The sequence below is a fragment of the Rheinheimera baltica genome (genome assembly GCF_030731985.1).
Lineage (GTDB): Bacteria > Pseudomonadota > Gammaproteobacteria > Enterobacterales > Alteromonadaceae > Alishewanella > Alishewanella baltica.
This window is the reverse complement of the sequence record NZ_JAPJDY010000007.1, coordinates 20,152-34,415: the sequence shown is the minus strand read 5'-3', so window position 1 is coordinate 34,415 and position 14,264 is coordinate 20,152. Positions and strand designations below refer to the sequence as shown.

General features: G+C 46.4%; 13 protein-coding genes. 8 read left to right on the top strand and 5 right to left on the bottom strand.

The features are described 5' to 3' along the window. Positions 1 to 9: 9 nt before the first annotated feature. A complete protein-coding gene (locus ORJ00_RS12455) occupies positions 10 to 753 on the top strand; it encodes a type II secretion system protein N (RefSeq protein WP_306126603.1) in 744 nt (247 codons plus the stop codon). On the opposite strand, the gene yrfG is transcribed toward ORJ00_RS12455, so the two are convergent. Further along, positions 750 to 1,430, bottom strand: coding sequence for a GMP/IMP nucleotidase (gene yrfG, locus ORJ00_RS12450; protein WP_027669349.1), 681 nt, complete (start codon positions 1,428 to 1,430; stop codon positions 750 to 752). The genes ORJ00_RS12455 and yrfG overlap by 4 nt on opposite strands. A gap of 59 nt (positions 1,431 to 1,489) precedes the next feature. Between yrfG and nudE the strand changes: the two genes are divergently transcribed. The 4 genes from nudE to ORJ00_RS12430 all read left to right on the top strand — a co-directional run bounded on the left by nudE (position 1,490) and on the right by ORJ00_RS12430 (position 6,587). Continuing rightward, on the top strand, positions 1,490 to 2,089 hold the full coding sequence (gene nudE, locus ORJ00_RS12445) for an ADP compounds hydrolase NudE (RefSeq protein ID WP_306126604.1): 600 nt from the start codon (positions 1,490 to 1,492) through the stop codon (positions 2,087 to 2,089). Beyond that, positions 2,067 to 2,897 (top strand): 3'(2'),5'-bisphosphate nucleotidase CysQ, encoded by an 831-nt coding sequence (gene cysQ / locus ORJ00_RS12440; RefSeq protein ID WP_305974070.1) that lies wholly within the window; start codon positions 2,067 to 2,069, stop codon positions 2,895 to 2,897. Before nudE ends, cysQ begins: the two co-directional genes overlap by 23 nt. A 252-nt stretch (positions 2,898 to 3,149) precedes the next feature. Next, a complete protein-coding gene (pckA, locus tag ORJ00_RS12435; RefSeq protein ID WP_027669346.1) occupies positions 3,150 to 4,751 on the top strand; it encodes a phosphoenolpyruvate carboxykinase (ATP) in 1,602 nt (533 codons plus the stop codon). A gap of 216 nt (positions 4,752 to 4,967) precedes the next feature. Then, entirely contained in the window at positions 4,968 to 6,587 is a 1,620-nt protein-coding gene (locus ORJ00_RS12430; RefSeq protein ID WP_306126605.1) for a methyl-accepting chemotaxis protein, read from the top strand. 56 nt (positions 6,588 to 6,643) lie between these two features. On the opposite strand, the gene ORJ00_RS12425 is transcribed toward ORJ00_RS12430, so the two are convergent. The 3 genes from ORJ00_RS12425 to ORJ00_RS12415 all read right to left on the bottom strand — a co-directional run bounded on the left by ORJ00_RS12425 (position 6,644) and on the right by ORJ00_RS12415 (position 9,840). After that, entirely contained in the window at positions 6,644 to 8,503 is a 1,860-nt protein-coding gene (locus tag ORJ00_RS12425; RefSeq protein ID WP_305974072.1) for a choice-of-anchor I family protein, read from the bottom strand. A gap of 105 nt (positions 8,504 to 8,608) precedes the next feature. Continuing rightward, positions 8,609 to 8,842: a YheU family protein gene (locus ORJ00_RS12420; RefSeq protein WP_306140018.1), complete on the bottom strand. Its 234-nt coding sequence runs from the start codon at positions 8,840 to 8,842 to the stop codon at positions 8,609 to 8,611. Continuing rightward, on the bottom strand, positions 8,839 to 9,840 hold the full coding sequence (locus ORJ00_RS12415) for a hydrolase (protein WP_306140017.1): 1,002 nt from the start codon (positions 9,838 to 9,840) through the stop codon (positions 8,839 to 8,841). The genes ORJ00_RS12420 and ORJ00_RS12415 overlap by 4 nt, the downstream gene beginning before the upstream one ends. A gap of 53 nt (positions 9,841 to 9,893) precedes the next feature. On the opposite strand from ORJ00_RS12415, the gene ORJ00_RS12410 reads away from it, so the two are divergent. The 3 genes from ORJ00_RS12410 (at position 9,894) to ORJ00_RS12400 (ending at position 13,462) form a co-directional block, all read left to right on the top strand. Next, positions 9,894 to 10,385 (top strand): hypothetical protein, encoded by a 492-nt coding sequence (locus tag ORJ00_RS12410; RefSeq protein WP_306126609.1) that lies wholly within the window; start codon positions 9,894 to 9,896, stop codon positions 10,383 to 10,385. Between the two features lie 12 nt (positions 10,386 to 10,397). Further along, positions 10,398 to 11,969 (top strand): GMC family oxidoreductase, encoded by a 1,572-nt coding sequence (locus ORJ00_RS12405; RefSeq protein WP_306140016.1) that lies wholly within the window; start codon positions 10,398 to 10,400, stop codon positions 11,967 to 11,969. Positions 11,970 to 12,088: 119 nt separating this feature from the next. Then, positions 12,089 to 13,462, top strand: coding sequence for a sensor domain-containing protein (locus tag ORJ00_RS12400; RefSeq protein WP_306140015.1), 1,374 nt, complete (start codon positions 12,089 to 12,091; stop codon positions 13,460 to 13,462). 8 nt (positions 13,463 to 13,470) lie between these two features. Here the strand turns inward: ORJ00_RS12400 and ORJ00_RS12395 are convergent, their stop codons facing one another. Then, positions 13,471 to 14,259 (bottom strand): CLCA_X family protein, encoded by a 789-nt coding sequence (locus ORJ00_RS12395; RefSeq protein WP_306140014.1) that lies wholly within the window; start codon positions 14,257 to 14,259, stop codon positions 13,471 to 13,473. Positions 14,260 to 14,264 lie beyond the last annotated feature (5 nt).

The window sequence follows — 14,264 nt, the reverse complement described above, 5'->3', positions numbered from 1 at the left end:
GCAGGCGGTATGTCAAAGTTAAAACTTATTATTATCGGAGTTGTGAGCTATTTGCTGTTTAGCCTGTTGCTAACACCTGCCAGCTGGTGGTTAAAGCTGGCTACCTTGCCACCCAAGCTGCAGCTGGGTAGTGTTTCAGGTACTTTGTGGCAAGGCAATGTTGCTGGCGTGCGTTACGAGCAATTGCAGTTTGACACACTAAGTTGGCAGTTGAATGGCTGGCAATTATTCACCGGTAAATTTCAATTTGATGTACTCAGTGGCAGTGTGCAAAATGCAACTCAGCCGTATTTAAAAGGCAAAGCCAGTTATGGTATTGGCGGCATGGGGTTACAAAGTACCTTTTTAAAATTACCCGTTAGTCAAATTCTCCCTATGCTGTCGCTGCCTTTACCGGTAGATGCCACAGGTGAACTGGTGCTGGATGTAGAGCGCTTTAGTCAAGGCCAACCCTGGTGTCAGCAGTTGGCTGGCAGCGCAAGCTGGCAAAACGCCCGATTACAAACCCCAACCGCAACCTGGCTTGAGCTGCAAAGTCTATTTGCCCAGTTAAGTTGTGATAATGGCACCGTTACCTTGACAACGGATGGCAACAATTTACTGGGTTTAGATATCAAAGCCGTGATTAACGCTGAGCAGCTTTTGGTGAACGGCACATTGAAACCAGATGCCAGCATGCCAAAAGAAGTACATCAGGCGATGCAATTCCTTGGCAGGCCTGATGAGCAGGGCCGTTACGCGATTAAACTTTAATCGGCTAAATGGTTCGCTTTGCGTATATCATCCAGTAGTACACTGTAGTCGGTAATCGCTGGAAACTCGGTGATTTGCCGGCTTAATTGCTGGCTGTCCGGGTTTGCTACAGCCAGTAAGTGTTTAATGCCGTAATCCTGTGCTGCAGTTAATATAGGCAAGCTGTCATCGACAAAAAGCGTGCGTTCAGCGTTAAATCCGAGCCGCTGCTGTAGCTTTTTCCACAAATCCTGGTTTTCTTTGGTTACACCAAATTCGTGGGTTGAAATTAACGTGTCAATGTAGTTGGCAAGTTCGGTACGTTCAATTTTTAAAGACAAGCTGTCTGGGTGGGCATTGGTGACAAGTACTATTTGCCGGCCACTTTGTTTTAAAGCGGTAAGAAAATCAGGAACGTCTGCGCGCATGGCAATTTTATGCATTACTTCACGTTTTAATTCAGTAATGGGTAGCAGTAAACGTTTACCCCAATAATCCAGACAATACCATTCCAGCTTGCCGGTCAATTCGGCGTATTCTGCTTTTAACTGCGTCTGTGCTTCATTAATACTAATACCGCTAATTTCGGCCCAGCGCTTTGGTAAATGCTGTAGCCAAAAATAATTATCAAAGTGCAAGTCCAGTAAAGTACCGTCCATATCCAGTAGCACAGTATCAATTTCAGCCCAGTTCAGCATAGGTTTTTCCTGTTAATCGTTTTATAGTAACAGTCTTGGATTGTATCAGAGGTAGCAGCATGACGCAGCGGCAGGATGATAAACCTAACAACAAGCAAAAGCCGGAAATATTAAGTGCTGACATCGTGGCACAAAGTCGTCTGTTTAAAATAGAACAACTGGAATTGCAGTTCAGTAATGGGGTACAGCGAACCTATGAACGCATGCGTGGTGGTGGCCGTGGTGCTGTGATGATTATCGCTTGCCCGGATGATGAGCATTTTTACTTAGTGCGTGAATACTGCGCTGGCACCCATGATTATCAATTAGGTTTCCCCAAAGGCTTAATTGATCCGGGTGAAGATGCTATTGCTGCTGCTAACCGAGAATTAAAAGAAGAAATTGGCTTTGGTGCGCGTCGATTTATACAACTTAAATCACTGGCATTAGCTCCAGGCTATTTTAATGCTACAATGCATATAGTTCTGGCCCTTGATTTATATGCAGAAAGCTTGGCAGGCGACGAGCCGGAACCGCTTGAACTTGTAAGTTGGTCGCGTCAGCAAAGTCAGTCTCTGTTACAGCAGGAAGATTTTACTGAGGCCAGAAGTGTCGCCGCCCTGTTTTTAGCGCAGCAATATTTGGAAGCGAACCCAGATGTTTTTAAGCAGACTGCTTGACCCTGTTAAATTGGCGGCCCGTGAGGCTGGAGCAGAGTTATGGCGACTGTATCAAACCGGCGATTTTCAGCAACAGCAAAAAGCTGATGCTAGCCCGGTAACCAGCGCCGATCTTGCAGCTAACAGTATAATTATCGACCGACTGTCGACAATTGCCGCCGATATACCGATCATTTCAGAAGAGTCTTATCAAGTGCCGCTGGCGCAACGTCAAAACTGGCCGCGGTACTGGTTAATTGACCCCATGGATGGTACGCAGGAGTTTGTTGCCAGAAGTGGTGACTTTGCGGTAAGTATTGCCTTAGTTGAGCGGGGCTGGCCTGCACTGGGGGTAATTTATTGGCCCAAAGAAGATGTAATGTATTACGCCAGTCGCGGTAATGGCGCTTTTAAACAGCAGCATAACCTGATTAACCGCATCCATGTAAATACGCATCAGGCAGGTAATATTTTAAAAATAGCCATAAGCCGTCGCCAACCCTTGCAACCCATTATCGATTTAATGCAGCACGCTGAGAAGGTGGAATACATTGCGCTGGGCAGTTGCTCCTTAAAAAGTTGTCTGGTTGCCGAAGGCAAAGCAGATTGCTACTTGCGTTTAGGACCAACCGGCGAATGGGATACCGGCGCCGTACATGTGATTGTAGAAGAAGCAGGTGGCAAAATTTTAGACAGCGAATTTACCGCGCTTAGCTATAATCAACGCACCACCTTAGCCAACCCGGACTTTATGGTAATGGGTAAGGCCAGCATTCCTTGGTCCGATTTAGTAAAATCACGACCAACAGAGCGTGACCTTTCAGCCTAGCACTGAAAGGTTTTAGCTACGGCAACAAAATAAGCATAACTATCTAAAAAAACTGCATAGCGTTGCCAGATGCCAGAGCTGACGCGGTTTTTAGCCAAATCAGGCAAATCGCTAACTATCTTTTAGCGAGAAAAAAAGCTATCATGCCGCCGGGTTTTTGCGCAGAAAAACAAAAAATTCTGACAAAAACACCATGAAATTAAGTCCGCCAGAGACTGCACCCTTACCTACAGTACCCTTAGGAGTTACATCATGTCCGATCTGGATCTGAGCCAATACGGCATCACAGATGTCACGGAAATTATTTATAACCCTTCGTATGATCAGTTGTTTGCGGAAGAAACCCGTGCTGATTTACAAGGTTATGAACAAGGCAAACTGACCAAACTGGGCGCGGTTTCAGTCGATACCGGTATCTTTACTGGCCGCTCGCCGAAAGACAAATATATTGTCCGCGATGACACTACCCGCGACACCGTGTGGTGGTCTGATCAAGGTAAAAACGACAACAAAGCCATTACGCCAGAAGTTTGGGTAGACCTTAAAGCTTTGGTAACACAGCAGCTTTCAGGTAAACGTTTGTTTGTTGTTGACACATACTGCGGTGCCAACGCTGATAGCCGGCTGGCGGTGCGTTTTATTACTGAAGTAGCCTGGCAGGCGCATTTCGTTAAAAACATGTTTATTCGCCCAACGGATGCAGAGCTGGAAACTTACCAACCTGATTTCATCGTAATGAACGGCGCCAAGTGTACCAATACCAATTGGCAACAACATGGTTTAAATTCAGAAAACTTCGTTGCATTTAACCTCACCGAGCGTATTCAGTTAATTGGTGGTACCTGGTATGGCGGTGAGATGAAAAAAGGTATGTTCTCAATGATGAACTACTTTTTACCACTGCAGGGTATTGCGTCTATGCACTGTTCAGCCAACGTTGGTGAAGCGGGCGATGTCGCTGTATTCTTTGGTTTGTCGGGTACCGGTAAAACCACTTTATCGACCGATCCAAAGCGTCAGTTAATTGGTGATGATGAACACGGCTGGGATGACGACGGGGTGTTTAACTTTGAAGGTGGTTGCTACGCGAAAACCATTAATCTGTCTGAAGAAAATGAACCCGATATTTATCAGGCAATTCGCAAAGATGCATTGCTGGAAAATGTGACGGTGCTGGCAGATGGTGAAATTGACTTCAATGATGGGTCTAAAACCGAAAACACCCGTGTGTCATACCCAATTTATCACATCGATAACATTGTTACGCCTGTATCTAAAGCGGGTCATGCTAAAAAGGTGATCTTCTTAACGGCTGATGCGTTTGGTGTATTGCCGCCGGTATCAAAGTTAACCAAAGAACAGGCTAAATATCATTTTCTGTCAGGTTTTACTGCAAAGTTAGCAGGCACAGAGCGTGGTATTACCGAACCTACCCCGACCTTTTCCAGCTGTTTTGGTGCTGCGTTCTTAAGTTTGCACCCAACTAAGTATGCTGAAGTACTTGGCAAGCGTATGGAAGCCTCGGGTGCAGAAGCCTATTTGGTGAACACCGGTTGGAACGGCACAGGTAAACGTATTTCTATTAAAGCAACCCGCGCTATTATTGATGCCATTTTAGATGGCAGCATTGAGAATGCTGAATTTGTACAGTTGCCATACTTTAACCTGGCAATGCCATCAGCCTTGAACGGTGTAGACGATGTGTCGATATTAGACCCGCGAAATACTTATGCAAATCTGACAGATTGGGATGTTAAAGCACAAGATCTGGCAAAACGCTTCGTCGACAATTTTGTTAAGTTTACGGACAATGACGAAGGTAAGGCATTAGTCGCAGCTGGCCCTCAGCTGTAGTCTTTGCCATGAATGAAACAGGCCGCTATTGCGGCCTTTTTTATTCACGGAAAACTTTAATTAAAGAAAAACGTAGTAAAACTGGCAGGTTAGAGCAGCTCTAGCTAAAGTTGAATAAAGATTTTTATTTGTTGCCACACGTTAGCTGTTGTATCGTGGTCCATTAGAAGTGACGCTGTATAACTACCAAGGCTTTTAGGCTGTTGAGGAGATAGAATGTTAAGGCTGATTTCAATCCAAAAACGTTTGTTGCTGGCATTTGGTGCTTTGGCGCTGCTATTGGCAGCCACCGGCTTGTTCAGTCTGCAGAGTATGTCAGAAATCAGGCAGCGGGCAGATTTAATTGAAGGCAACCTGTTACCTGCCATCAGTAAATTGGGGGATGTTAACCTCAGTATTACGCGTATCCGGGTGCTGACACTGCGTTTACTGCTGACATTGGATATTACTCAGGAAGGGCCAACAATTCAGCAAATTGATGATTTGAGGAAGCAGCTTGATAGCAGTGCCGAAGTATATGCCGACACTATTTTGCTTGATGCTGAACGTAAGCTATTTGAGCAATTTACGTCGAAGAAGCTAGAGTACTATCAGCTGCAAGAAGAGGCTATTAAGCTTTTGCAGGCCGACGAAGTGGGTGCTGCAACAGATTTGCTGGATAAAATTAACCCTATTAGTGCACAGATGACAAGCTACTTGTTGGAGCTGAGCGATCTAAATAACAAGGCTGCTGCAGATGCGCGCACCGAATCTATAGCGACATACAGCTCGGCAAAACTTGCGGTTATTGTATTGATTGTCATTGCAGTTGTAATTGCACTGCTTATCGCGACGGTTATTGCCCGTAGCATCAGCCAGCCACTTTCCCAAGCTGTAATGTCGGCACAATATATTGCCGATGGCGATCTTACCCAACCACTAACCACTGAAGGCAATGATGAACTAACACAGTTATCTACTGCGTTGGTGCAAATGCAGAAGAAGTTACGCGATGCCATCAGCCATATTTCAAGTTCGTCTAGCCAATTAGCCTCTGCTGCAGAACAGCTTAATGTGGTTACAGACGAATCTGCCAAAGCATTACAATTGCAAAATGATGAAGTACAGCAGGCCGCAACAGCCATTACAGAAATGAGCTCTGCTGTAGACGAAGTTGCAGGCACGGCACTAAAAACGTCAGAAGCATCTTCGCAATCAGCCAGTTTGGCCAAAGATGGTACGCAGAAAGTATCGCAAACCAGTAAAGTTATTGAAAAAATGAATGCGGATGTGCGCCAGAGTACTGGCGTTATTAATACCTTGGCAGACAAGGTATCGTCAATTAATCAGGTGTTGGAGGTTATTCGCAGCGTAGCTGAGCAAACTAACTTGTTGGCACTGAATGCGGCCATTGAAGCGGCCCGGGCCGGTGAAGCCGGGCGTGGCTTTGCGGTAGTAGCAGACGAAGTGCGCAGTTTGGCGCATCGCACACAAACCTCAACCGGTGAAATAGAGCAAATGATTCAGCAGGTGCAGGCGTCAGCCAAAGAAGCTGTTGGGGCTATGCAGTTAATTAGTGGTAATGCTGACAACGCACAAAGTGTGGCGAAATCGGCGGCTGATGCACTGGAGCTTATTACCGAAAATATTATGGCGATCAGTGATCAGAATCACGTTATTGCGGGTGCGGCAGAAGAGCAGTCGAAAGTGGCGCGGGAAATTGACCGCAATATTGTTACCATAAGCGATTTAGCCGCACAAACGGCAGAGGGTTCAAACCAAACTACAGCCAGCGCAACGGAATTGTCACGCTTAGCAATACAGCTAAATACCTTAGTCAGTAAGTTTAAGGTGTAGTCTTTTTTAACAAAAAACAGGCCGCAATTGCGGCCTGTTTTGTTGCTGCCAACAGCTTATTTTTCTGTTATCTGATATACCGTTACGCTACCACTGACTTCGTTACCTACAATCAATAGTGGGTTGCCGTTAGGGCTATGCTCTGCCGCAACAAACTTCACGCTTTCCGGGCCAAGGTCACCCGACATGGGGACTTCTGTACAATCCATCCCTTCTGCTACATCACATGGGTTGTCCAGGTCATCATCCAGTTCAAAGTTGGTGCTAAAGTCACGGTTGTTATAGTGGCTGACAAAAGCCGTTTGAAACGGGTTCGTTACGTCGTAGATAAACAAGTCACCAGAGCGTTCTTGGGCGATAAAGGCATAAGTACGGCCTTCGATAGCACCTACATCAACCGCTTCAGGCTCGCCGCCTTTGTCATCAGAACGGTTATCACCTTTGTTTTCAGTGTGTGCACTATTAAAGTTATTGCCTAATACTGCTGCTGAGATACGGCCAAAGTCATCACCTGAGTCGTAAACCATGTTGATGTTCTGATCCCAAATAGAGAACGAACGCGCGCCATAAGCGTAGAGTTTATCCACTACACCATCGTCGTCCGGGTCTACTAAAGCGGCGGTAACCTTTAACCGGCCTAAACCGTCGTCTCCGCCGGTAGCGTCATATAAAGCCTGTAACTCAGTGCTAAAGGTTTTATTTAGCTCATCTACGTCAATAATGTCTTTAACACGGATATCCTCGGAATAAGCATCCCAGTCACGAGAGTCACCCTCGTTAGCAGATACGATGAATGTTGCGCCGTTCCATTGATATGAGGCAATGGTATCTGGTTGATACATGCCATACACGTTAGGTAAGTGCTGGAATGACGCCACTTCATCTTCATTGGTATAGTCGATGCCGTATTGTGACCAATCTTTAAAACCCAGGGCTTTTATTTCTATGCTCATATCTTCAAGATTAATAATCCCAATAGCATTACTTTCTTGTAGCGACACATAAGCGGTTTTACCGTTGGCAGCCACCGTGATGTATTCCGGTTCTAACTCTTGCGCCACCGTCATGCCATCCGGGCCGGCAAACTTAACGCCGGCAGTTTGCAATAATGCCTTGCGCTTGGCGTCGGTGTTGTAGTCAGCGGCTTTAAGTAAATCTGAGCTAAACACCATATCGCTGGTCATATTGATGGTTTCAGCAGTATCTGCAGGCACACCGTTTACCAAGCTAATAACCGATATTGAGCCTTCCGGATCAACCAGATAATCCGTATCCGGTTCGCCTTCGTTGGCAACCAACACTTTGCTACCATCAGGAGTAAACGTCAGCATATCGGGTAACGCACCTGCTGCCACCGCTTTAATAAAGCTGCCAACTCCGGTAGCACTTAAGCTATAAAACAATACAGCGCCATTGTCGGTTTTTACCGGTGCTGCCACCGCAATGGCCAACATATCACCATAAATAGCAATGGAATTGGCTTCGCCTAACGTGACAGTGATATCAGCACCGTTCGCGTCTTTAACGCTTACGTTTGCAGGAAAAGTAAAAGGAACTGAGGTTAAACTGTTGTCTGTTACGCCATTACCTACCGCAGCTACGGGTAAATTTGCCAGAGAAATAACGTCAATTTGGTTCTCTGCTGAGTTAATGGCAAACGCTGAGTTAGAGGTTTTGTGGAACTGCACAATCTCAGCGGCGGACTTACCATAAATGCCAGTGTTAAAGCGGCCTACCACTTCAACGTTTAAGTCACGGGGTAAGTTTTTGCCAGGTTGGCCTACTGCGCCTGCTTGGCCTGGCGCACCAGCTTGGCCAGCAGGGCCTGTTGCGCCTTGTGCACCATCATCGCCATCCAGTGAACAACCAGACAAGGCCGCCATTACAGTAAGCGCCAGCAGAGATCGTTTAAACATGGGTATCATTCCTGATTAGTTGATTGAAATTAATGCAATTAATTAATCAGTGTCGTCTTCAAGGATGACGTTTTAATGAAACCATCATGACGATTTTATGACGTACTACAAGGTATCCTGTTGCTGTAAAAACAGCTGTTTAGGCATCAGGTTAATGCTTTCATGCAGTTCTGAATAGACAATCACCACCTCACCGCTTTGCAGTTGACGCTGTACCATCGCAACTTTTTCTGCCATAGCCATTTCTTGTTCGCCATAATCAGTGCCTTCACGCAAAACATAGTATTCAATCAGGTTGTTTAGCGTAGCTTCGGCAATGTCGGTGTAGGGAATAATCATGCGTCTAACTGCTCTTGCAGAAACTCGGGTATGCGTTGATTTAGCCAAAAAGTGGGTTTGAATACACTGCCACTCACAAAGCCGACATGGCCACCGCCGCTGGTCAGTTCATAGTGAATATGCTGGTTAAGCTCATCTGCAGTCGGAATAACAGCATCTGATAAAAATGGATCATCCTTGGCATGAATAATCAGTGTCGGAATATCAATATGCTGCAAAAAAGCTTTGCCGCTAGCTTGTTGATAATAGTCTTGTGCGTCTAAAAAGCCGTGAATAGGTGCGGTAAAAACATCGTCAAATTGTTCAATGCTGCTAAGTCTTCTTATTTTACGGGCCGTTAACGGGATTGGAAACTGAGGAAACTGTTTTAGCTTTAGCAGGGTGCTACGTTTTAACCGGCCAAGTAAATAATGTTGATAAAGCTTGCTACTGCCTTGATTAATCCGGCTTGCACAAGCGGATAAATCTAGCGGAGGGCAAACCGCAACTACCGCAGATAACGGATTGGCGCCATTATTTTCGCCACAGTATTTCAACAACACATTGGCACCTAGCGAATAACCAACGGCGACCAGTTTTTGCTCTGGAAAACGCTGACCAATTTCAACCAGCACTGCTGCTAAATCAGCAGTATCACCACTATGGTAAGCCCGCGGGAGTTTGTTTGGCTGGCCATTGCAGCCGCGAAAATGCATCAGTACGGCGGGCCAGCGCAGTTGACGGCATTTCGCCAACATCGTTTGCACATAATGGCTATTAATGTCACCAGCCAATCCATGCAACAGCACTACCAAAGGGGCATCGGGGACGACACGTGAAGGTTGCATCCAGTTAAGTTGCAACTCATCGCCATCAGGCAAGGTAAATATTTCTGCAACCGTCTTCTGCTTTTTACGCGGGCGCAGGTATTTGGCAAAGATAGTTTGCAAGTGCGGGTGCTTTAGCCACCAGGCGGGCTTAAAAGAGGACGAGATCACTGGTCTGACTTGAGCTTGCAAATTAGGTTTTCCTGATAAACAATGGGTTAACGTTTTACAGCGGACAGCGTTAAATGGATCGACGACAATTTCTAATCAGCGGCATTGCTTTAGGCGCAGCAGCAAGCTTGGGTGTTGCTGGCTGGCATTACAGTGTTCAGCCTAACAGTGATAACCGCGATTGGGTGCTGTCAGCAATATTGCCAGCGCTATTGTACGACGCTTTGCCAGAAGATACGACCCTGGCTATGGCCCAACTACAGCGCAGTAAAACCGCCATAACGGACTTTATCGCTTTTTTACCGCTGAGTCAGCAGCAAGAGCTGCAACAACTGTTTAATTTGTTAGCGCAGCGCATCACTGAATTAGCTTTTACAGGGCACTTTACAACCCTGCCTGCACTGAGTATCAGCCAGCGCTTAGCCATATTACAACAGTGGCGTGACAGTTATCTTACTACGTTGCAGCAGGCCTATCATGGCCTTAGAGAGCTATTGTACGGCGCTTATTATGGCCAGCCAGAACACTGGCAACCGCTGGCGTATACTGCGCCTAAATTTCGCTAATGAGAATACGTCATGACGACTAACCAGCTTGACGCCAGCCAATTTAACCGCGACAGACATTTTGAAACCGACATTGTTATTATTGGCTCTGGTGCCGGTGGCGGTATTGCGGCAGAGCAACTCACGCAAGCCGGTTATAAGGTGTTATTACTCGAAGAAGGGGCTTATTACACCCGCGATAATTTTGTCATGGAAGAGCGCTGGGCCTATCCCAACTTATATCAGGAAGGTGCTGCGCGTAAAACGTTGGATAAAAGCATTGGTATTCTACAAGGTCGCACCGTAGGCGGTTCTACCACCGTTAACTGGACCACATCAATTCGCACCCCCCAGCCTACATTAGAGTATTGGCAGCGTGAATTTGGCTTAGATTTTAGCAATGAAAACGACTTAACGCCGTTTTTTGAAAAAGCCGAGCAACGGTTAAATATTCATCAATGGCCAGTACCACCCAATGCTAACAACGCCAAGCTGCAACAAGGCTGTGAAAAGCTGGGTTGGCAATATACGGTAATAAAACGCAATGTTAATGGCTGTGCCAATTTGGGTTACTGCGGTATGGGCTGTCCGATTAATGCTAAACAGTCGATGCTGGTGAGTACCATACCTGCGGCGCTGGCGCAGGGAGCCACACTGATTTCGCGGCTTTCGGTGCGCAAGCTGCACTGGCAAAACGACCGTATAACCGGCGTTGATGCGGTACCGGTTGATAGTCATTTTCAGCCACGGCAGGATATTCATGTCAGCATCGTGGCAAAACACTATATTGTTGCAGCTGGCGCTATTGGTTCACCTGCCTTATTGCTGCGTTCAAAAGTACCCAACCCCTCAGGCCGTTTAGGTAAGCACACGTATTTGCACCCTACGGTGATTTCTGGTGCGTTGTTTGCTGATGACATTAACGGCCATAGTGGCGCACCACAAAGTATTTACTCCGACCAATTTGTTTGGCCAGACACTGACAACAAGCCAGGGTATAAACTGGAGGTGCCGCCGTTGCACCCCGTGCTAATGGCAACCAAACTTATTGGCACCGGGGCAGAACACGCGGCGCTAATGCAAAATTTTAATCAGTTACAGGTTGTTATTGCCTTGCAGCGCGACGGTTTTCATCCGCAAAGCCAGGGCGGTACAGTGCAGTTAGATCAGCAACAACAACCGGTATTAGATTATCCTATCAGTGACTATGTCTGGCAGGGTATGCGCGAGGCATTATTATCAATGGCTGAACTGCAATTTGCCGCCGGAGCAAAACAAGTACTGCCTATTCATCACGATGCCAAACTCTATAACAGCTGGCCAGAAGCAAAAGCGGCTATTGCCGCACTGCCGATGGAAAAGCTGCGTCAAACCGTGGTGTCGGCGCATGTGATGGGCGGTTGTAATATGAGCGCAGAGCCAACGAAAGGTGTCGTAAACCAGGATGGCCGTCATCATCAACTGAAAAATTTATCAGTATTTGATGGCTCTATTTTACCCACCAGTTTGGGCGCAAACCCGCAGCTCACGATCTATGCGCTGGTGTGGCGCAATTGCCATTTATTGCTTAACAAATTCAATACCAGCGTGGATAGTAGTCGTTAGGATGAAGGCTGGTTAGTACCCCCATTTTTGATAAGAAAATCAGTTAATAATATCGGCTATAGCGACAGAAGCATGCTAAAGTTTAGCCAGTATATTTCCTGTAGTGCGTTTACTGTTTTATGAATGCCAAAAGCTACGAATCGTTAAGTAATTACATAGACTTACTGCTAGATGCCATCTGTGTTGTAGACAGACATGGCAGGTTTGATTTTGTCAGTGCTGGCGCTGAACGTATTTTTGGTTATACACCGGCAGAAATGCTGGGGCGGCAAATGATTGAATTCGTTCATCCGGATGATCGTGAGCGCACTTTAAATACCGCTAATGATATAAATGCCGGTGTGTTGAAAGTGGATTTTGAGAACCGCTATATTCGCAAAGATGGCCAAATAGTGCACTTGTTGTGGTCAGCGCGCTGGTCGGACATTGATCAGCGCCGTGTAGCCGTAGCTAGAGATATAAGCTGTAGTAAGCAAATAGAAGCGCGCCAGTCTGCGGTGTATGCCATTTCTGAAGCGGCGTTTGCCAGCGATGACCTAAAGGCGTTGTATCAAAGTATTCAACATATTATTGCCGGATTAATGCCAATGTGGCGCTTTGCTATCGTGCTAAAAGATGGCGATACAGATGAGTTGATTTTTGGCCACAATGCGGCGTTACAAACGCTAACAGACGATATTGCAAATTTGGATGTACTGACCTTGTGTGCGGAAGTTATCCGTCGCTCAGAAACGATCTTGATATCAGACAACAATGTCAGTGACCTACCCGCGAGAGTGAAGCCTTTGATAGCCAAGCAAGCTACGAATTGGCTAGGCGTACCGCTAAAATCCCATAGCGCTGTTATTGGGGTACTTATGCTGCAAAACGCAGGTGATGCTAATGCTTACAGTAACAGTGAAGTAGAGTTACTGGAGTTTGTATCTGTGCAGGTTGCTGTGGCGATAGAGCGTAAGCAAGTGCTAGAGCGATTGCAGCGAAGTGCGCTGTATGATCAGTTAACACAGCTGCCCAATCGTGAGTTATTTCATGACAGGTTACGTTTAGCAATGATGCATGCCGGGCGGGAGCAGCACAAGTTTGCTTTGCTGTATTTAGATTTAGATAACTTTAAACAAGTAAATGATAATTTCGGCCACCACATGGGTGACGAATTATTGCAACATACGGCGCAGCGTACTCAGGCTTGTTTGCGACAAACGGATACAGTTGCCCGCTTTGGTGGTGACGAATTCGTTATTTTACTGCCAGATACTGATTCTGACGCCGTGGTACTGCAACTTGCTGAAATAATCCGCGACGCTCTGAGCAAACCTTTTTATTTATCGGGGCAGCAGTTAACGGTGTTGCCTAGTATTGGTGTAGCTTTATATCCACAGCACGGTGCCACCGCTAAAACCTTAATAGCCTGTGCGGATAATGCGATGTATTTGGCAAAAAATGCTGGTGGTAACCAGGTTGTGCTTAGTGCAGGGAGGATTGAAACACGCTAGTGTCGGCGTTAAATCGTTTTTTTGCGTAAGCTCTGGCCTAAGTGTTGAAAATAACGTAGCCACAACGTACTTAGCGTTGTAGTGATATGTTCATCAGGGTATATCCCCAATTTGGCAGCCTCGCTTTTTAAGGTGCCCGCGACTAAAAAGCTGTTTTTAACAGGTTGGCACTGAAGCACTTTTTCAAAAGCGCGTGCGGCTATTTCTTCCGGCATGGCCAAATAAAATTGCTTGCGTTTTTCATCAAGCTGTCGACAATGGCGGAAAAAAGCACTCTCACTTTTACCATCCTCAGATAAGAATAATGCCATAAACGCTTGCTCAAGCAGGTTATTTAATGGATGAGGATGCACTGGCATGGACTCCAGCCAACAGCGAGTAGCAAATTGATTGGCGGGCGGCTGCTGGCGAAACAATTTGCTGGCGATATAGTGATCAAACGCATGAAACCACTCATGGACCAAACTACCGCCGCCGGCATTTTTTGCTAAGGCTAAAATACGGCCCTGTGGCTGGTAATGGGCGCAAACCCCACGCTGGCCCCCTATGCCGAAAGTTAATGCCAGGCTGCCGTTGAGTGAAATAACTTGTTCAGGCACTTGCAACAATAACTGTAGGTCACAAAGCGCATCGAAAAACAAATTCGCCGCGTGTTGCTGCTCAGCGGCGTTAACCCAGCGGCCAATATGAATACTGTTAAAACCAAATATTTTAACTAAATCACCAAAGCTGACATCAGCACCGGCCCGGTGTGGCGGGCCGTTACGATAGTATTGTTTGCGCAGTGCGGCGGACACAGTTT

Coding starts and splice junctions, on each gene's coding strand:
- ORJ00_RS12455 (WP_306126603.1), top strand. CDS start 10: ATGTCAAAGTTAAAACTTATTATTATCGGAGTTGTGAGCTATTTGCTG.
- yrfG (WP_027669349.1), bottom strand. CDS start 1,430: ATGCTGAACTGGGCTGAAATTGATACTGTGCTACTGGATATGGACGGT.
- nudE (WP_306126604.1), top strand. CDS start 1,490: ATGACGCAGCGGCAGGATGATAAACCTAACAACAAGCAAAAGCCGGAA.
- cysQ (WP_305974070.1), top strand. CDS start 2,067: ATGTTTTTAAGCAGACTGCTTGACCCTGTTAAATTGGCGGCCCGTGAG.
- pckA (WP_027669346.1), top strand. CDS start 3,150: ATGTCCGATCTGGATCTGAGCCAATACGGCATCACAGATGTCACGGAA.
- ORJ00_RS12430 (WP_306126605.1), top strand. CDS start 4,968: ATGTTAAGGCTGATTTCAATCCAAAAACGTTTGTTGCTGGCATTTGGT.
- ORJ00_RS12425 (WP_305974072.1), bottom strand. CDS start 8,503: ATGTTTAAACGATCTCTGCTGGCGCTTACTGTAATGGCGGCCTTGTCT.
- ORJ00_RS12420 (WP_306140018.1), bottom strand. CDS start 8,842: ATGATTATTCCCTACACCGACATTGCCGAAGCTACGCTAAACAACCTG.
- ORJ00_RS12410 (WP_306126609.1), top strand. CDS start 9,894: ATGGATCGACGACAATTTCTAATCAGCGGCATTGCTTTAGGCGCAGCA.
- ORJ00_RS12405 (WP_306140016.1), top strand. CDS start 10,398: ATGACGACTAACCAGCTTGACGCCAGCCAATTTAACCGCGACAGACAT.
- ORJ00_RS12400 (WP_306140015.1), top strand. CDS start 12,089: ATGAATGCCAAAAGCTACGAATCGTTAAGTAATTACATAGACTTACTG.